Source organism: Parafrankia sp. Ea1.12 (assembly GCF_900465275.1).
Classification (GTDB): Bacteria; Actinomycetota; Actinomycetes; order Frankiales; family Frankiaceae; genus Parafrankia; species Parafrankia soli.
This window is the reverse complement of sequence record NZ_UBIZ01000149.1, coordinates 1-17,718: the sequence shown is the minus strand read 5'-3', so window position 1 is coordinate 17,718 and position 17,718 is coordinate 1. Positions and strand designations below refer to the sequence as shown.

Sequence of the window (17,718 nt, the reverse complement as noted above, 5' to 3'; positions counted from 1 at the left end):
CTCCTGGCCCGACCACCCCGCCCCGCACGGCTTCGGCGGCCCCCGGGTCGGCGACCTCCACACCCTCCTGCGGCTGGACCTGTCATGGATCCTCGGCTGCGGCGACGGCGCCAACGTCATCGGAATCCTCGGAATCGCCGCCCACGCGGTGGCCACCGGCCTCGCCCGGCATGTGCTGGTCTACCGGACCGTCGGGGAGGCGACCAGCCAGGGCACCGGCCGCCGTCCAGCCGTGATGGCCGGGCCCGGGGCCGGGGCCGCGCCGTGGAAGGCCACCTACGGGGTGGGTTCGCCCGTGCAGTTCGCCGCGCTGTGGGCCCAGCACCACTTCGACCGCTACGGCACCACCCGGGAGCAGCTCGGCTGGGTCGCCGTGAACGACCGGCGCAACGCCGCGGACAACCCGGACGCGATCTACCGCGACCCGATGACGATCGACGACTACCTCGCGGCACGGATGATCAGCGAACCGCTGTGCCTGTTCGACTGCGACATCCCGGCGGACGGGTCGATCGCCTTCGTCGTCTCGCACGCCGACCACCGGCGCGACGTCGACCGGCCCGTCTTCTTCGAGGCCCTCGGCGGCGGGCGGCCGATGACCTCGAGCTGGGAGTTCTGGCCGGACTTCGACGTCATGGCCGCGACGAAAGCCGCCGAGCAGCTCTGGTCGCGTACCTCGCTGCGGCCCGCCGACGTCGACGTCGCGGGTCTCTACGACGGGTTCAGCATCTTCGTCCTGCTGTGGCTCGAGGCACTCGGCTTCTGCGGCCGCGGCGAGGCGGGCCCGTTCGTGGAAGGTGGCACGCGCATCGCCCGCACCGGTGATCTGCCGCTCAACACCTCCGGCGGCCAACTGTCAGAGGGCCGCTACCTCGGCTTCGGCCTGGCCTACGAGACCTTCCTTCAGTTGCGGGAGCAGGCCGGCGCGCGGCAGGTCGCCGGCGCCGAGGTCGGCCTCGTCACGGGCGGCGGCGGCCCGCTCGCCCAGGCGTTCCTGTTCACCAGTGACCGCTGATTCACCAGTGACCGCTGTTCGCCCAGGACCGCTGTTCGCCCAGGACCGCTGTTCACCCAGGACCGCTGGCGAAGGAGAAGTGACATAGCGACCTTGTCCCGGGTAATCCCCGTCCCAGATCCCAGGAGGCACCAATGCGAATCGGCCTGATGATCGGTTCCGACAGGGACCGGCAGTACCGGGAGAGGGTGCGCGGTTTCATCGCCGACGCCCAGAGCGCGGAGGAGGCGGGCTTCGCCTCGATGTGGATGCCGCAGATTCCCGGTTACTTCGACGCGCTGACCGTGGTCACGTTGATGGGCCAGGCGACGCGTCGCATCGAGCTGGGCACCGCGGTCGTGCCGGTCCAGACCCGCCATCCGGTCGTCATGGCCCAGCAGGTGCTGTCCACCCAGGCGGTCTGCGAGGGGCGTTTCACGCTGGGGATCGGGCCGTCACACCACTGGATCATCGAGGACCAGCTCGGCCTCTCCTACGAACGCCCCGCCCACCTGGTGCGGAACTACCTCCAGGTGCTGAACGCGGCGTTCGCCGGGCCGGGGCGGATCGACGTCGACAACGACACCTACCGGGTACACAGCCCGCTCGACGTCACCGACCTCGTCCCGACGCCGACCCTGATAGCGGCGCTGGCGCCGGTCATGCTCCGCATCTCCGGCGAGCAGACCTCCGGAACCATTCTCTGGATGGCGGACGAGCGGGCCATCGGCGACTATGTCGTCCCGCGCATCACGAAGGCCGCGACCGACGCCGGGCGACCGGCACCGCGCATCGTCGCCGGGGTTCCGGTCGCCCTGTGCCCCGCCGGCGAGGTCGACGCCGCGCGCTCCGCGGCGAACGAGGTCCTCGGGCACGCCGACTACTCGCCCAACTACAAGCGGCTCCTCGACCACGGGGATGCCAGGGACGTCGGCGACGTCATGGCCGTCGGCGACGAATCCGCCATCGTGGAACGCCTGCGCGGCTTCCGCGACGCGGGAGTCACCGACCTCGCGGCCCGCGTGGTCGCGCTCGGAGCCGACCGCGCCGAGCGCGTCGAGTCCCAGCGGCGGACACAGGCTTTCCTCGCGACGCTCTGCTCCCAGATGTGAGCCAGGTGGCGCTGGAACCAGCCGGCCGCGGTCCGGTCGTCTGGTCTGGTCCAGCGCCACGCCCGTACTACTCGTTCTTGTAGACGAGACCGTCCTTCATCACGAACCGCACGTCCTGCGTGGCCGTGATGTCATCGGATGGATCTCCGGGAACCGCGATGATGTCGGCCAGCAGACCAGCCGCCAGGCGGCCGCGGTCATCGACACCGATCAGCTCGGCGCTGGTGACCGTGGCGGCCCGCAGCGCCTGCATCGCGGTCATGCCGCGGTCGACCAGAGCCCACAGCTCCTTCGCGTTGTGCCCGTGCGGGATGGCGGGCGCGTCGGTGCCGCACGCGATCCGCACCCCGGCCTCGATGGCCCTACCCAGCGTCCGCCGAGCCCGGGGGAAGACCTCCGCGGCCTTCGCCTGGAGCGCGGGCGGCGCCTTCGAGATGTCGAGGCCTTCCGACAGATAGCTGGTGGGGACGAGGAAGGTCCCGTGGTCGACCATCATCCGGATGGTGTCGTCGCTGGCGAGTGAGCCGTGCTCGATGCAGTCCACCCCGGCCCGGACACAGGCCCGGATGCCCGCGTCGCCGTGGGCGTGGGCAGCCACCTTGAGCCCCGCCCGGTGGGCCTCGTCGACGATGGCCGCGATCTCCTCGTCGGAGTACTGCTGCGCGCCGGCGGCGGTGCTGTGCGACATCACCCCGCCCGACGCCGAGATCTTGATGACCCCGGCGCCGTACTTGATCTGGTAGCGGACCGCCGCGCGCACCTGCGGGACGCCGTTGGCGATTCCCTCCTCGACGCCCAGCGGCATGATGTGCGGCGCGAGCCGCTGGAACATCGTCGGGTCGAGGTGCCCGCCGGTGGGCGTGATCGCGTGACCGGCGGCCACGATCCGGGGCCCCTGCGCCCAGCCCGCCTCGATCGCCCGGGCCAGGTCCACGTCCAGCAGGTACCCTCCGGTCTTGACCATCAGCCCGAGGTTGCGCACCGTCGTGAAACCGGCCAGCAGCGTGGTACGGGCGTTCACCGTCGCCCGCAGGGTCCGGTACACCGGGTCGTCCTGGACGCCGTGCAGCGGGTTCGGCAGGCCCGTCGGGTTCTCGGGGCCACCGAGGAGGAGATTGATCTCCATGTCCATCAGGCCCGGCAGCAGGGTGAGATCGCCCAGATCGATCTCGGTCGCGTCGGTGGGCGGCGCGGCCGGGTTCACCGCGGTGATGCGGTTCCCCTCGACCACCACGACCGCGGGCGACCGCACCGTCCCCGCGTCGACGTCGACCCAGCGCGCCGCGCGCAGAACGGTCACGCCGGTAGCACCAGGTACGCCGGTCACGGGACCGGCTCGATGACGCAGTCGACCGCGGCGGCGCCGGAATCGGGAATCCGCGGCTGCTTCCACGCCTCGACCGCGAAGGACACGCTGATCATCGAGTACAGCAGGTGCAGGAGGTTCAGCGCCGTCTCCGGCATCTCGTCCAACGGAAAACGGTCGCAGTACGCGATCGCGGCCTCGGCGCGTGGGGTGATCGCGTCGTAGAACTCCTGCATCTCCGGCATCGAGCCGGCGAGCCGTCTCCCGTAGCGCTCGGCCTCCGTCGCCAGGCACCAGACCGTGGCGTAGGGCTCAAGATCGGCGAACTCGCCCGGCAGCAGGGTCGGCATCGGGCTCACGCCCCCGCGCCGTTGTGCTGGTATTCCCCGACCCAGTCGGCCGCGACCTTGTGCAGGTGCCGGCAGAGAACCTCCTGGTCGTTCAGCGGGAACTCGGCGACAGCCCGGGACTCGAGCATCGACTGCGTCGCCTCCAGCGTGTTGGCGTCCTGCAGCGCGTACTCCTTGAAGGTCACCGCGGCCATCTCGCGGGCAACCCGGTCCCGCGCGTTCCGGGAGGGAACGAAATACAGGTTCCCCTCGAAGGTGTGCGTGTTGTGCGACGTCGGCCAGTAATGGTAGGTGAGATACCAGCCACCCGCCCAGATCAGAATCACGAAGTTCGGCCAGAGATTGAACGAGTCCAGACCCCACGGCTCGCAGCCGGCCGGGTTGAGACCCGCCGGCATCTTCTCGACGCCGAGATCCGGTTCGTCCCAGGGCCCGAACAGGCCGCTGCGGGTGATGTCCTCCATCGGCTTGCGCATCTCCGGATCCAGCTCCCACGCCTTGATACCGGCCGTGCTGACCAGCCGATGCGGGCCGTCGATGCGGTAGTGCGGCGCCTCGAACCCCGCCTGCTGCGCCGCCGTCGAGAACTTCGACGGCGTCTGCCGGGCGTGCAGAATGGGCGCATGGTAGAATTCCTGAAAGGCGTCCATGAACAGCTTCCAGTTCGCGCCGACCTCAGCGCGGTAGTAAAAGCGCTCGGTCATCGTGTCGAACGGATATCCGCCGAGCGCGGTGACCATCGGGCCGAGGAAATCGGGCAGCGACTGTTCGGGCTCCTTCGCCAGATTGACGAAAATGAATCCGGACCAGACGTCGCAGTGCACCGGGACGAGGCCGAAGTCCTTCTTGTCCAGGTTGAAGAACTCGCCCTCCTGCTGCACGAAGGTGGCGGCGCCGTCCAGGCCGTACCGCCAGCCGTGGTACTTGCAGGTGAACTGGCGACAGCTACCGGCGGTCTCCTCCCGCGGGAAGTCGTTCCACACCAGCTTGTTGCCGCGATGGCGACAGATGTTGTGGAAGGCCCGGACCTGACCGTCGTTGTCGCGCACGACGACGATCGAGGCCCTGGCGGCCTCGATCTCCTTGGTGAAGTAGCTCCCGCTGCGCGGTAACTGCTCGACCCGGCCCACGTTCAGCCAGGCACGCCTGAAGATCGCATCCCGTTCCAGCGCGTAGAAATCGGGCGAGATCGAGTCCTCGTACGACACCAGCCCGGTTCCCAGCTCCGGGTAGTGTTCCGTCCAGCTTCCCTCAGCCGGCTTCGGCCATCGTGCCACAGTCATTCCTCCGTTTCGGGTGGGTCCGCTGCCGGACGCGGATCCGGCTCCGGGTCAGCTCGGTGGGTCGGCCTGTGGGTCGGCTCTGTCGGGCACGGCTGCCAGGTGGCGGTACGGGGGTCGGCGCGGCATCGGGCCCGCCGTCACATGACACTCCCGCCGTTCACCCCGAGGACCTGGCCGGCGATGAAACCGGCGCCATCGGAGCAGAGAAAGGCGCAGGCGGCGGCTATGTCATCACCCGTCCCCAGCCGGCCCACCGGGATCGCGTTCACCAGGACCCCGCTGTCCGGCAGGTCGCCGGCCGCCTGGGCGCTGCGGGACATCGGTGTGTCGATACTCGACGGCGGGATGCTGTTCACCGTGATCCCGAACGACGCGTACTCCCGCGCGAGGGCCTTCGTCATGGCGATGACGGCACCTTTGGACGCGGCGTAGTGGACCATGCGGGGCGAACCCCGCTGAGCGCTTGACGACGAGAGGGTCACGATACGACCCCACCGCGCCGCGACCATATCAGGGATCACAGCCTGAACGCAGTGGAAAGTCCCGGTGAGATTCACCTCGATCACCCTGTTCCAGGACTCGAGTGTGATCTCGGCAAAGGGCTCGAACGCCGCGAGCCCCGCGCTCGTGACCAGTATCTCCACCGGGCCGAACTCCTCGCGGACCTGGCTCAGCGCGTTCTCCACGGCCGGACGGCTGGTGACGTCGACCTCGCACGCCAACGCCTCCGCCCCGTCCGCGGCCAGCTCCTTCGCGGCCTGCCGCGCGGCCGAACCGTTGCGATCGACCACGGCGACTCTGTGGCCCCGGTCGGCGAGATGCCGGCAGATGGAAAGCCCCATCCCCGACGCACCGCCCGTCACCACGGCGACCCGCTTCATCTGGAACCGCCCGCTGCCCGTGACGGCGCGACGGCGACGAAGCGCGCCGCGCCTCCTGGGCAAAGGTCGTGCTCCACCGCTGAGACCGCGGCCGAGACCCACGAATGGTGGCTCGTGAAGTCAGCCATGCGCACCCACCTTCGTCGTCGCCCGTCGCGGAGTCCGCCGGACCGCCGCGATGACGCGCTCGGAACTCTGCATACGACAACGGCACCGGGCCCGGGCGGCGCCGTTTGCCGGATTTTCCGGCCGATGCCGCCTGCTTCCCGAGTTCGCCGACGGTGCCCTGCCGGCTCATCATCGCCGCCACACCCTTGGCCGTCTTTGCATGTCCGGCCAATTCTGTGCTGGTTTCGGCCGCTGACCGGCAACCGATGCCCGTGGTCGACGACCCGCAGCAGGCAAAGGTTCTGGTCCCGCGAAGGATGTTCCGCGGCATTCGCCGGTTCGACCGGCTGTTCCGCCTGCTGCTGAGCGAGGGCGATCGCGTTCCCGAGATCCGTGACACACTCGGCGCCGCACTGACCAGCCAGAGCGAGCCGCTGCCGCGGAAGGACCACCCGACCACCGTCATGCTGCTGGCGGCGTGGGGCGGATACCACTTTTTCGGCCTCGTACCAGCCCCGCGGTTGCGGGGGGTACCGATGACGACTTCGTCGAGGAGCTGGCCACGTCGGCGGGCGGCTGGATGCCGGAGCTCATCATCGAGCCGCCGGCGGAGGGTGCGCAGCCGTAGCGGCTCCGGCAGTCCGACCGGAGCCGCCGGCCTTTCCTCGCCCGGTGCTCACCGGCTCACCTGGATATAGGACGGGCTCGGCATCCCACGACTCGCGCGGTTCCGACACCAGGCCACGTTCATTCGGCAACTTGCCACAGCGCCGGCGGTTTCGGGGCGCTCGGGTGCGCGGTATCCGGGTCCCGGACGGCGCACACGGTGCCTCGTGCCGTCGCGGCGCACGCCGTGACGAAGCCCTCCTCGTACGCGGCCAGCTCCGGCCCACACCGCCGGTGCGGGACGCGCGGGATCATCGGTCCCGTGACTGATCCCGCTCCCCTGGCCGACGACGATCTGGCGGAGGTGCCCGGCCAGTGCGGCTGCGGCGGCGAGGTAGCGGGTGTTCCACAGCACGACAGCGTTGAGGACCAGGCCCAGCGCGCCGAGCTGGTCTTCCTGGCCTTCCCGGTAGGCCTGGCGCAGTTCCCCGCGCTGCCCATGGAAGATCTTGCGGGCCAGGCGGTGGTGGGATTCCTGGAAGGTGAACTGGGTGTGGACCGCGCGGTTGAATGTCACCATGGCGCAGGTGATATAGGGGGCGGGGGAGCCAAGTGATTAGTCCGGGTGACGCGGGGCGGCGGATGAGTGTGGGGGAAATCGCCGCGTTGGTCTCGGCGATTGTCGCCGTGGCTGGTCTTCTGTTAGCGGTGTTCGGAGTACCGCTCACCGGTGGTTCATCACTTAACCAGTCCCTCGCCTACGGTGCCGGTGCCCCCGTGACCTCGGGCGTTTCCGAGACGCCGGCCGCACCGGCCTCATCCGCGTCGACCACGTCGGCCACGCCGACCGGTCCGGAGGCGTCTCCTCCGCCCGTGTTGCCAAGTGGCTGGCGCCGTGTCAGCGCACCCGGTCTCAGCGTCACCTTCGCCGTTCCGGACGGCTGGACTCAGGTGGTCGACAACGATCTCCAGAGCACCTGGCACTCCCCGAACGAGGGCCACGCCATGAGCGTCAAGCGGGACACCTCGTATGGATCGACGCCCGAGGCTGCCTCTGCCGGACAGCTCGCCTGGTACCGCGACACGACCGAGTCCTCCATGGCCGACCTCACGGTCGTCACCCACCCGACCCGGCAGAGCGGCAAGGACGCCCTCTGGCTGGAAATCGACTATCACTGGGCCGGCCAGGCCGAACCCCGTAAGCGTGTCGAGCTGTTCGTCGCGGGCAAAGCAGGCCATGTCTACCAGCTGCTCTTCGACACCGCTGCCACGCCCACGAAGCTGGCGGCCCAACAGCAACTGTTCGCTACCGCACGCGACCAGCTACTGATCGACACGTGAGTACGGCGCGGAGGTGCGCACCTGCCTGGTATGACTCCCCCGGTCCAAGAATCAATTGAGGATCTCAAGAAGGCTCCAGAGATCACCCAGAAGATCGTAGGGAGATCTCGCTGCGGACCGCGGACCTCACGGTCAGCCAGGTCGTGCCCGGCCCGTCCGTCTCCAAGCTCGTAAAGCACGTCGAAAGTCGGTTGGTCACCCCGAAGCGGACTTGGTGCAGCCGCATCACGTCGTCGTCACGCAGGCCGCGGCATCCGACCCGGTCACTGCGGGTAAGGCGTCTCGCCGCGTTCGAGCATCCCGACGAGCGTCGCCAGGCGATTCGCCCGGCTCGACGGACTCGGCGCGGTCATGATCCTGTGCAGGACCGCATAACGGTTACGGCCGTTCAAACCCGCGAACGCCGACGCCGCAGCCGATGAGGCGGTCAGCGCGGCCGCCAGGTCATCCGGGACCTGCGCCCTCGCAGCTCCCGGATAGGCCCGGTCCCAGCGTCCGTCCGCCTTCGCGCCCTCGATCTCGGCGTGCCCGCGGGGACGCATCCGGCCTTCCTCCGTCAGACGCGTCACGAGGCCGATGTTCCGCTCGGACCACAGCGAGGCCCTGCGGCGTGGGGTGAACCGCTGCCGGAAGGTCATCGCATCCATGCTCTTCTTCTGCCCGTCGATCCAGCCGCTGCACAACGCCTCCTGGAGCGCGAGGTCGTAGCTCAGCGAGGTCGGAGACGTGGTGCCCTTCTTCGCCAGCAACAGCCACACCCCGTCGGAGACGGCCTCGTTCACGTCCAGCCATGCCCGCCACGCCGCGGCATCGGCGACGACCAGCACCTCCGGCTCGGCGCTGGTTCGAGACTCCGCTCCGGCCGCCCCGTCACCCGCGTTCATGGGCTTCATCGTATGGACGGCGCCGACATGACCTGCAGACGATGAGCACGGCCGGGGTCACGTCAGCGGATTCCTGCGCCCGGGCCACGGCGCTCTGCCGGGCTGATGTGCGACTATCCGGCGGGCTCCTCAGCCGGCCGGTTCTCCGATCATGTTGGTGGGGACGTCGCAGATCAGGTACGGAATGCGGGTCTCGCAGGGGCGGCAGGAGTGAGCGGTCCAGGAACAGCTGGCGCCCGTGCCCTTCCAGACCCGCATCTCGCGGTAGTCCGCGTCCTTGGGGCCGTCCGGGTCGTCGAAGACCTCCACGCTCTCTCCGATGAACACCATCTCACTCATGTGAACGTACTCGACGGGCTTTCCTACGGGTTTCAGCTCGGGCAGCGCGGGCAGGAGCTTCATCGCGGCGCACGGTTTGTGCAAACCCTTGGTCTTCGGGTCCAGCATGACCTTGGCGCCGGTAATGGTGGTCCATTCCGCACCGACCGCGGGCATCTTCGGATCAACGATCTGCCAGGCACCCCCGGTGTCGAGTCTGCGTTCCGCCACGGCACCGACGGGCCAGTCATGGACGAGTCGAGCCATCCCGGCAGCCAGTGAATCAGCGGACACGGTAACCCAGCCCTGGTCGACGAGACTCGCCCGTAGTGCATCGAGGTAGGAGCCGCGCGTCAGCATGGCGATGTCGCGGACCATCGCGGTTGTCGTCGCACGGTGCGAGGACAGTCCTCCGAACGAGCGACCGCAGCCGCATCCCTGCTGTTCGTGGCCGCAACCCGGGCCCGTGACGACCTGGCAATCTTCTGGCACGGTCGGCCAAGCCCGTCCCTTGCCGCCGTGCAGAACACCGGATCCTGATAAGGGATACCAGGGGAGCCCTCTCCGCGATCTTTGTCGGGGATTACCAGCGAGCGATCGCGCGGCAGGTCACACCGCCACCCTCGCCTGTCACCCACCGTCAGGGGACGTCGGCGTGCGCCGGAGGCTCGCCGGGGCAGCCATCGGGACGATCGACCCAGCTGCGCCGGATCGGTGAGACTCTCCCCACGTCGCGCTGAACAAAAGTTCAGCATGGCTGCGTGCCGGCGTCAACCAGAATGAGGACATGACCACGCCACGCCGTACCGGCACCGAGAGCTCGAAGACTCGCGTGCTCCTGCTCGACGCCACCGAACGACTGATGCGAAACGAGGGTTACGCCGCGGTGAGCTCACGCAGTGTGGCCAGCGCGGCCGGCGTCACACCCGCACTGATCCACTATTACTTCCCGACATTGGATGACCTGTTCCTCGCTCTCTTCCGGCGCGGCGCCGAGAAGAACCTCGAACGTCAGAGACGCGTCCTGACATCACCTCAACCGTTGCGCGGACTGTGGGAGTCCAGCATCGAGCCCGCGGGCACGTCGCTGCTGACCGAGTTCATGGCGCTCGCGAACCACCGCAAGAGCATCCGCCAGGAGATCGCGGAGTACGCGAAGCAGTTCCGGCGCCTGCAGACCGAACTCCTCTCGAGCCGGCTGGAGGAGTGCGGAGTCGACCCGGCCCAGGTCTCACCCACCATCATCCTGTTCATGATCGGAGTCGTCAGCCGTGGCTTCGTGGCGGAGGACATGCTCGGGATCACCGACGGCCACACCGAGGCACTGGCTCTCGTGGAACGGTTGTTGCAGCGTTTCGAAACCTCGACGGAGGCCGGCAGCGAGCCATGACAGCAGTCGAACGTGCCGGCCAGTCTGACGGCGGCCTCAGCCTCTGGCGCGGTGCTGGACCTGGATGTCGGTGTAGCCGGCCAGTCCCCAGGGGCCGTTCTCCACTCCGAGTCCGCTCCACCTCGCCCCGCCGAAAGGCTGGTGAGGCCCGAGGGCGACATGGGCGTTGACCCAGGCGGTTCCGCACTCCAGCCGCTCGGCCACGGCGCCGGCCCGGTCGGGGTCCGCGGACCACACCGACCCCGAGAGTCCGAAGGTCGTCGCGTTGGCCCGGGCCACGACCTCGTCGACGTCGCGGTACGGGAGGATCGGCAGCACCGGGCCGAACTGTTCCTCGTCGACGATCCGGGTGCCTTCCACCGCCCCGGTGATCACGGTGGGCTGGAAGAAGTAGCCGGGGCCGCCGACCGGGGCCCCGCCGGTGAGCGCGGTCGCGCCGCCCGCGAGCGCGTCGGCCACGAGCTCGCCGACCCGCTCGTACTGCGGCCGGTTCTGGACCGGCCCGAGCTCGGTGTCCGGATCCATGCCGTCACCGACCCTGGCCGCCGCGACACGGGCGGCGAGGGCGTCGGCGACCTGATCGTGCAGCGCCTCGGGGACGTAGAGGCGTTTGATGGCGGAGCAGACCTGCCCGCTGTTGTCGAAGGCGCCCCGGAACAGCTTCTCCACGATGGCGGCGGGGTCGACATCATCGAGCAGGATCGCGGGATCGTTGCCGCCGAGCTCTAGGGTGAGGCGCTTGAGGTCTGGGGCCGCCGAGGCGGCGATGTGCTTGCCGGTCGCGATCGACCCGGTGAAACTGATCTTGCGCGGGGTGGGGTGCCAGGTCATCCACCTACCCAGCTCGTCTCCCCCGGACACGACGTTGAGCACGCCCGGCGGGAACACCTCGCTGAGGATCTCGGCCATCAGCAGGGTGCTGCGAGGCGTGAACGGTGATGGCTTGAGCACCATCGTGTTCCCGGCGAGCAGCGCAGGCGCGATCTTCCAGGTCGCCAGCATGATCGGGAAGTTCCACGGGGTGATGGCCGCGACGACCCCCACCGGGCGGCGCACGACCTCGACGCGGGCACGGGCGTCGTCCTGGATGACCTCTCGAGGTATCTCCAGCTGGGAGAAGTACTTGAGCCAGTAGCCGGCTCCGAACGCCTCCCTTTTCGCCGACTTCAGGGGCTTGCCCTGCTCGGCGGTCAGGACCGGGCCGATCTGGTCCGCCGAGGCCGTGAGTCGATTCGCGGCCTCGGCGAGGGCGGCCCGACGCGCGTCCTCGTCCCCGCGCCAGCCGACGAAGGCCTTCGCCGCGGCGTCGAACGCCTCGTCCAGCTGCTCCGCGGTGCAGTCCGGAGCCTGCGCGTGGACCTCGCCCGTCGCCGGGTTCACGACACCGAAGGTCGACCGGGCAGCTCGACGCTCCCCGGCTATGATCATCGAGACGTCGGGCATGATCCCCTCCGCATCCCTGCTCGAAGTGCTGGTGACGCACCGTCGACCGCACTAAACAGCTGTTTAGTGCCACCCGGATCCGCGCGTCAAGGGACATACGACCGGCGAACCGCGCGGGGCGCCCCGCCAACCTGGCCCTGACGCAACCGCGGGATCAGGTCGCCCGATTTCGGGACAGGGCTTCATTTTAGCCCCGAGTGCCATTAATGTTCTCGCATGCCGGGAACAGCGGCTCCTCGCCGGGAGGAGGCCGCGGGCAGGACGCGCTGGCTGATCCGCTCCGGCGCGCGCCGGCGGCACCGCCGGTCTCGGCGTGTGCCGAGAGCCCGCTGGCCGGGTTCGCCCCCCGCCTGCTGAGACGAGATCGCACTCGGCTGCTCCCGTGGGAGCGCCGCGAAAGGTGGAGCATGAGCAGCACATGGTTCGAGTCGGTCGCCGAGGCACAACGGCGTGCGCGGCGCAGGCTGCCGAAGTCGGTGTACAGCGCGCTGCTGGCCGGCTCGGAGGCCGGCGTGTCCTACCGGGACAACACCGCGGCGTTCGACGAGCTCGGCTTCGCGCCGCACGTGGCGGGGCTGTCCCCCAAGCGTGATCAGCAGACCACGGTCCTGGGCCAGCCGATCTCCCTACCGGTGGTCATCTCCCCGACCGGGGTGCAGGCGGTGCACCCCGACGGCGAGGTGGCGGTCGCGCGGGCCGCCGCCGCGCGGGGCACCGCCATGGGCCTGTCCTCGTTCGCCAGCAAGCCGATCGAGGACGTCATCGCCGCCAACCCGCAGACGTTCTTCCAGATGTACTGGATGGGCACCCGGGACTGGATGATCCGGCGGATGGAGCACGCCCGGCAGGCCGGAGCGGTCGGCCTGATCGTCACCCTGGACTGGTCGTTCTCGCACAGCCGCGACTGGGGCAGCCCGTGGATCCCCGAGCGGCTCGACCTGAAGACCATGGTCAAGCTGGCACCCCAGGGCGTGTCCCGGCCCGCGTGGCTGCTCCAGTACCTGCGCACCGGACGGCTTCCCGACCTGAGCGTGCCGAACCTGGCCGAACCCGGCCAGCAGGCCCCGGTGTTCTTCGGCGCGTACGGCGAATGGATGCAGACACCCCCGCCGAGCTGGGAGGACATCGCCTGGCTACGCCAGCAGTGGGACGGGCCGTTCATGCTCAAGGGCGTCTCCCGGGTGGACGACGCCCGCCGCGCCCGCGACGCCGGGGTCAGCGCGATCTCGGTCTCCAACCACGGCGGCAACAACCTCGACAGCACTCCGGCCCCGATCCGGGCCCTGGCCGCGGTCGTGGACGCGGTCGGTACCGACGTCGAGGTGCTCATGGACGGGGGCATCCGCCGGGGCGGGGACGTCGTGAAGGCACTCGCGCTCGGCGCGCGGGCGGTCATGATCGGCCGCGCCTACCTGTGGGGCCTGGCCGCCGGCGGGCAGGCCGGGGTCGAGAACGTCCTGGACGTCCTGCGCAACGGCATCGACTCCGCCCTGCTGTCCCTCGGGCACTCCTCCATCCACGAACTGACCCCGGACGACGTCCTGGTACCCGACGGCTTCCCCCGCACGCTCGGCGCGGCGCCCGCGCGATGACCACCGGAGCGGGCAGGACGGACACGGGCCGGGCAGACGCGGCACGAACGGACGCGGGCCGGACGGGACTGTCGGGGCAGGCCTGGACCGACATCGCCGGCAGGCCGCTCGTCCTGGTGCCGGTGGGGTCCTGCGAGCAGCACGGGCCGCACCTGCCCCTGGTCACCGACACCACGATCGCGGTCGCGGTGGCCGAAGGCGCGGCGCAGCTCCTCCTCCGGCGGCGCCCCGCCGAACCCGTCCTGGTCGCACCACCCCTCACCTACACCGCCAGCGGTGAGCACCAGTCGTTCGCGGGCACGATCTCCATCGGCGGCCCGGTCCTGCACCTGGTACTGGTCGAGCTGATCCGCTCGATGTCCACCTGGTCCGGCCCGGTGGTGTTCGTCAACGCCCACGGCGGCAACCTGCGTGGCCTCACCGAAGCCGTCACCCAGCTGCGCGAGGAACGGCACGACGTGGCGTGGGTGCCGTGCGAAGCCGACGCCGCCGACGCGCACGCCGGGTTCACCGAGACCTCGCTCATGCTCCACCTGGCACCCGACCAGGTGGACATGACCCGGGCCGCAGCCGGTAACACCACCTCCCTCGACGAGCTGCTACCCGCCCTGGTCACCGGCGGAGTGGCCGCCGTCGCCCCGTCCGGGGTGCTCGGCGACCCGACCGCCGCCACCGCCCAGGAAGGAGAGCGCATCCTGCGCCGGATGGTCGACAACGTGTGCGAGCTGATCCACAGCGGCGAGGCCGCCAGTGACGGGCGCCTGCGCCCGCCCCTGCCCGCGGCGCCACGGCTGTGAACGCGGGGCCCGACCCCGGACGGCCGACGGGCATCACGGCGCGCCCTCGTCCCGGGCGTAGCGGGAGACCCGACGTGACCCGCGGATGTCACAGCGCCCATATTTTGTACGCGTGGCCACCCCATCGAAACGGCCGAAGGGCCGCCCACCCGTCACCGATCACGCCGCGATCGAGCGGGCGGCCTTCGCGGTGTTCACCGAGCGGGGGTTCGACGCCACCACCCTGGACGCGATCGCCGACGCCGCGGGAGTCGGGCGCAGGACCCTGCTCAGGTACTACCCGTCCAAGAACGACATACCCTGGGGGCAGTTCGACGAGAGCCTCGTCGAACTGCAGAAGTCCCTGGCCGGCATGCCCCGTGACATCCCCGTCCACGAGGCCGTGCACCGCGCGGTGCTCGCCTTCAACCACGTGGACCACGAGGCCGCGGCCCAGCACCGGCAACGGATGACCCTGCTGCTCAGAACACCCACGCTGCAGGCCCACTCCGTTCTCAAGTACCGGCGGTGGCGCGAGGTCATAGCCTCCTACGTCGCCGAACGTCACGATCTGACCGCGGACGACCTGCTGCCGCGTACCGTGGGCCAGGTCACCCTCGCGCTCGCCCTGTCCGCCTACGAACAATGGCTGGAACACGAGGACAGGACGATCGAGGAGTTCCTCGACGAGGCCCTGCGCGGCCTGCGGGGATACTTCGCCGGCTCGCCAGGGTGACGCTCGCCCGGCGACGAACCGCACCGCCCGAATGGCGACGACCGGCATTCGGCCCGGTGTCGGTCTCCTATCCGGCCGTCCGTTCGTCGAGGAGCGCGACGATCGCCGCCGGCGTGAGCGGAAGGCGGGTGACGGAGACGCCGAACGGCGCGAGTGCGTCCGCGACCGCGTTGATGACGGCCGGGGGCGCGCCGATCGCGCCGCCCTCACCGACGCCCTTGTACCCCCCCGGGCCCGGCCCCGGCGTCTCGACGTGCACGTGCTCGATGAGCGGCACCTCGGCGATGGTCGGCAGCAGGTAGTCGATGAACGTGGTGGCGACCGGGTTGGCGTCCTCGTCGTAGGCCAGGTGCTCGTAGAGGGCCCCGCCGATGCCCTGCACGGTCCCGCCGTCGATCTGGCCCTCGACGACGCTCGGGTTGATCCGCGGGCCGCAGTCCTCGCTGACCAGGTAGCGCAGGAAGGTGACGACCCCGGTCGTGGTGTCCACCTCGCAGGTGCAGACGTGGGTGGCGTTGGCCCACAGCATCGGCGCCTGCGCCTGGTACCGGCCGCTCGCCTCCAGCCCGGGCTGCACACCGGGCGGCAGCGCGGCGGGATCGAAGTAGGCCAGGTTCGCGATCTCGGCGAGCGACAGGCCGATCGAGGGGGTGCCGCGCACGGTGGCCCGCCCGTCCGCGAGCTCGATGTCCTCGGCCGCCGCCTCCAGGCGGTGCGCCGCGATGGCGATGATGCGCTCGCGCAGCTCGCCCGCGGTCACCCCGACCGCGCCAGCGATCATCGAACCGCTGCGGCTGCCGCCGGTCCCCCCGCCGAAGGGCGTGATCGCGGTGTCCCCCTGGATCGTGTTGACGTCGCTGATGTCGACGCCGAGCGTGTCGGCGGCGATCTGCACGGCGGTGGTCTCCAGGCTGTTGCCCGTCGAGCCGCCGGCGAGATACACGTTGACCGTGCCGCTCGGCTCGATGCGGACCGTGGCGCCCTCCGTCGCGTAGAAGCCCATCGCGGAGGTCGTGGGCTCCACGTAGCTGCAGGTGCCGATACCGATGTAACGGCCGTTCGCCCGGGCCTCGGCCTGCTCGCGGCGGAACGCGTCGTAGTCGAAGTGCTCCAGTGCCTTCTCGAACACCTCGCGCGGGGACATGTGGTCGTACGGCATGTGGCACGGGTTCACGTACGGCATGTCCGAACGGGCCAGGAAGTTGCGCCGGCGCAGCTCGACGGGATCGATGCCCATCCGCCGCGCGGCCACGTCGAGCAGCACCTCGCGGGCGACGGACTCGTACTGCCACGGCCCCCGGTAGGCGCTGCGACCCAGCGTGTTGGAGAACACCGACGTCGTCGACCAGGCCGCGGCCGGGACGCGGTAGGGGCCGGGGAACATCAGGCAGACCGCGGCGGCGGTGCCCACCGGCCACGGGGTGGGATAGGCGCCCACATCCTGGACGTGGTCGATCTGCGCCGCGAGAATCACGCCGTCCTCGTCGAAGGCGAAGCGCATGGCCCCGTGCTCGTGGCGCGCGGAGTTGGCCGCCATGAGGTTCTCCCGCCGGTCCTCGATCCACTTGACCGGCGCCGGCACCTTCCGCGCGACGAGCAGCATGCACATGTCCTCGCGCAGAGCCAGGACCTTCTGGCCGAAGCCACCGCCGGCATCCCGCATGATCACGCGGATACGGTGCTCCGGCAGGCCGAGGAGCCGCCCGGCGAACGCCCGCAGCTCGTGCGGCGACTGCGATGCCGCCCAGATCGTGAGCTCGCCGCCGGACCATTCCACGACGATGCCGCGGGTCTCCATCGGGACGGGCGCGTACGCCTGCTGGTAGATCGTCTCCTCGACGACGAGCGCCGCGGTGGCGCACACTTCGTCCACCTGATCCGTCGCGCCGCTGTCCAGCCGGCCGGCCACGTTGTTCGGATACTGCCCGTGCACAAGCTCCGTCGACTCCTGTGCGTCGACGTAGTACACGACCGGCGGCAGCGGGTCGTACTCCACGTCCACCAGCTCGACGGCGTCCTCCGCGATGTAGCGGTTGTCCGCGATGACGAGCGCGACGGGATCACCGACGAACCGGACCTCGTCCTGGGCGAGCGCCGGGCGCGGGGTGTCCGGGCTGTCGCGGCCGACGATCGCGTACCACTGCTCGCGGATGTCGGGGTTGAGGTCCGCGGCGACGAACACCGCGTGCACGCCCTCCAGCTCCACCGCCGCCGAGATGTCGATGCCGACGATGCGCGCGCGGGCGAACGGGCTGCGCACGAAGCACGCGTGAAGCATCCCCGGACGCATCACGTCGTCGACGTAGGTTCCCTGCCCGGTGAGCAGTCGTGGGTCCTCGACCCGGTTCACCCGGGTGCCCGCGTAACGGGCGGCGGTCGGCGTGGCGGTGGCTGTCGTGGCAGCGGGGTTGCCCATGGCGCCCTTCGAACGGTAGTGGAGAGGCGGAACTCAGCCGCGACCCTGGCGGAACAGAGAGCTCAGCAACCAGCCCGCGACAAAGGCCACGAGGACCGGGGCGAGGCGCTTGACGACCGGTGAGCCGGCGGCGTCGAACAGGTTGACGGGCTCGGGTTCGGGCTGGTGGATGGTGCGTGCCC

15 protein-coding genes and 1 pseudogene are annotated in these 17,718 nt (G+C 69.9%); 7 read left to right on the top strand and 9 right to left on the bottom strand.

The annotated features are described in order from the left end of the window. A partial coding sequence (locus tag FMEAI12_RS04065; protein ID WP_146776634.1) for a thiolase family protein occupies positions 1 to 1,015 on the top strand: 1,015 nt, incomplete at its 5' end. A gap of 134 nt (positions 1,016 to 1,149) precedes the next feature. Then, positions 1,150 to 2,106 (top strand): LLM class F420-dependent oxidoreductase, encoded by a 957-nt coding sequence (locus FMEAI12_RS04060; RefSeq protein WP_071067175.1) that lies wholly within the window; start codon positions 1,150 to 1,152, stop codon positions 2,104 to 2,106. 67 nt (positions 2,107 to 2,173) lie between these two features. On the opposite strand, the gene FMEAI12_RS04055 is transcribed toward FMEAI12_RS04060, so the two are convergent. The 5 genes and pseudogenes from FMEAI12_RS04055 to FMEAI12_RS04030 form a co-directional block, all read right to left on the bottom strand. Continuing rightward, positions 2,174 to 3,406, bottom strand: coding sequence for an amidohydrolase family protein (locus FMEAI12_RS04055; RefSeq protein WP_200835182.1), 1,233 nt, complete (start codon positions 3,404 to 3,406; stop codon positions 2,174 to 2,176). Between the two features lie 23 nt (positions 3,407 to 3,429). Beyond that, positions 3,430 to 3,771, bottom strand: coding sequence for a hypothetical protein (locus FMEAI12_RS04050; protein ID WP_368672051.1), 342 nt, complete (start codon positions 3,769 to 3,771; stop codon positions 3,430 to 3,432). Further along, positions 3,768 to 5,039: an SRPBCC family protein gene (locus FMEAI12_RS04045; RefSeq protein WP_071067177.1), complete on the bottom strand. Its 1,272-nt coding sequence runs from the start codon at positions 5,037 to 5,039 to the stop codon at positions 3,768 to 3,770. The genes FMEAI12_RS04050 and FMEAI12_RS04045 overlap by 4 nt, the downstream gene beginning before the upstream one ends. Before the next feature lie 143 nt (positions 5,040 to 5,182). After that, on the bottom strand, positions 5,183 to 5,926 hold the full coding sequence (locus FMEAI12_RS04040; RefSeq protein WP_112105018.1) for an SDR family NAD(P)-dependent oxidoreductase: 744 nt from the start codon (positions 5,924 to 5,926) through the stop codon (positions 5,183 to 5,185). Positions 5,927 to 7,025: 1,099 nt separating this feature from the next. Further along, positions 7,026 to 7,166, bottom strand: a pseudogene (locus tag FMEAI12_RS04030) (Tn3 family transposase); the annotation flags it as partial. A gap of 122 nt (positions 7,167 to 7,288) precedes the next feature. Here FMEAI12_RS04030 and FMEAI12_RS04025 point away from each other — a divergent pair. After that, complete coding sequence (locus tag FMEAI12_RS04025) at positions 7,289 to 7,981, top strand: hypothetical protein (RefSeq protein WP_112105017.1); 693 nt, start codon at positions 7,289 to 7,291, stop codon at positions 7,979 to 7,981. A gap of 263 nt (positions 7,982 to 8,244) precedes the next feature. Here the strand turns inward: FMEAI12_RS04025 and FMEAI12_RS04020 are convergent, their stop codons facing one another. Next, positions 8,245 to 8,865 (bottom strand): YdeI family protein, encoded by a 621-nt coding sequence (locus tag FMEAI12_RS04020; RefSeq protein WP_112105016.1) that lies wholly within the window; start codon positions 8,863 to 8,865, stop codon positions 8,245 to 8,247. A 129-nt stretch (positions 8,866 to 8,994) separates the two neighbouring features. Next, positions 8,995 to 9,561 carry a hypothetical protein gene (locus tag FMEAI12_RS37010; RefSeq protein WP_200835181.1) on the bottom strand — a complete coding sequence of 189 codons (567 nt, stop codon included), beginning with the start codon at positions 9,559 to 9,561 and terminating at the stop codon, positions 8,995 to 8,997. Positions 9,562 to 9,970: 409 nt separating this feature from the next. Between FMEAI12_RS37010 and FMEAI12_RS04010 the strand changes: the two genes are divergently transcribed. Next, positions 9,971 to 10,573, top strand: a complete 603-nt coding sequence (locus FMEAI12_RS04010; protein ID WP_071067183.1) for a TetR/AcrR family transcriptional regulator — start codon at positions 9,971 to 9,973, stop codon at positions 10,571 to 10,573. A gap of 36 nt (positions 10,574 to 10,609) precedes the next feature. Here the strand turns inward: FMEAI12_RS04010 and FMEAI12_RS04005 are convergent, their stop codons facing one another. Then, complete coding sequence (locus tag FMEAI12_RS04005) at positions 10,610 to 12,016, bottom strand: aldehyde dehydrogenase family protein (protein WP_112105015.1); 1,407 nt, start codon at positions 12,014 to 12,016, stop codon at positions 10,610 to 10,612. Between the two features lie 407 nt (positions 12,017 to 12,423). Between FMEAI12_RS04005 and mftD the strand changes: the two genes are divergently transcribed. The 3 genes from mftD to mftR all read left to right on the top strand — a co-directional run bounded on the left by mftD (position 12,424) and on the right by mftR (position 15,120). Further along, entirely contained in the window at positions 12,424 to 13,608 is a 1,185-nt protein-coding gene (mftD, locus tag FMEAI12_RS04000; RefSeq protein ID WP_112105014.1) for a pre-mycofactocin synthase MftD, read from the top strand. Next, complete coding sequence (gene mftE, locus FMEAI12_RS03995; protein WP_112105013.1) at positions 13,605 to 14,405, top strand: mycofactocin biosynthesis peptidyl-dipeptidase MftE; 801 nt, start codon at positions 13,605 to 13,607, stop codon at positions 14,403 to 14,405. The genes mftD and mftE overlap by 4 nt, the downstream gene beginning before the upstream one ends. A 112-nt stretch (positions 14,406 to 14,517) precedes the next feature. Next, on the top strand, positions 14,518 to 15,120 hold the full coding sequence (gene mftR / locus FMEAI12_RS03990; RefSeq protein ID WP_235013678.1) for a mycofactocin system transcriptional regulator: 603 nt from the start codon (positions 14,518 to 14,520) through the stop codon (positions 15,118 to 15,120). Between the two features lie 67 nt (positions 15,121 to 15,187). On the opposite strand, the gene FMEAI12_RS03985 is transcribed toward mftR, so the two are convergent. After that, the gene (locus FMEAI12_RS03985) at positions 15,188 to 17,536 is read right to left on the bottom strand and encodes a xanthine dehydrogenase family protein molybdopterin-binding subunit (protein WP_112105012.1); all 2,349 of its coding nucleotides are present in this window, start codon (positions 17,534 to 17,536) and stop codon (positions 15,188 to 15,190) included. Positions 17,537 to 17,718: the final 182 nt, after the last annotated feature.

What these genes read in the sequence shown, in the direction of transcription:
- FMEAI12_RS04060 (WP_071067175.1), top strand. Translation starts at nt 1,150, where the DNA reads ATGCGAATCGGCCTGATGATCGGTTCCGACAGGGACCGGCAGTACCGG.
- FMEAI12_RS04040 (WP_112105018.1), bottom strand. Translation starts at nt 5,926, where the DNA reads ATGAAGCGGGTCGCCGTGGTGACGGGCGGTGCGTCGGGGATGGGGCTT.
- FMEAI12_RS04020 (WP_112105016.1), bottom strand. Translation starts at nt 8,865, where the DNA reads ATGAACGCGGGTGACGGGGCGGCCGGAGCGGAGTCTCGAACCAGCGCC.
- FMEAI12_RS37010 (WP_200835181.1), bottom strand. Translation starts at nt 9,561, where the DNA reads ATGGTCCGCGACATCGCCATGCTGACGCGCGGCTCCTACCTCGATGCA.
- FMEAI12_RS04010 (WP_071067183.1), top strand. Translation starts at nt 9,971, where the DNA reads ATGACCACGCCACGCCGTACCGGCACCGAGAGCTCGAAGACTCGCGTG.
- FMEAI12_RS04005 (WP_112105015.1), bottom strand. Translation starts at nt 12,016, where the DNA reads ATGCCCGACGTCTCGATGATCATAGCCGGGGAGCGTCGAGCTGCCCGG.
- mftD (WP_112105014.1), top strand. Translation starts at nt 12,424, where the DNA reads ATGAGCAGCACATGGTTCGAGTCGGTCGCCGAGGCACAACGGCGTGCG.
- mftE (WP_112105013.1), top strand. Translation starts at nt 13,605, where the DNA reads ATGACCACCGGAGCGGGCAGGACGGACACGGGCCGGGCAGACGCGGCA.
- FMEAI12_RS03985 (WP_112105012.1), bottom strand. Translation starts at nt 17,536, where the DNA reads ATGGGCAACCCCGCTGCCACGACAGCCACCGCCACGCCGACCGCCGCC.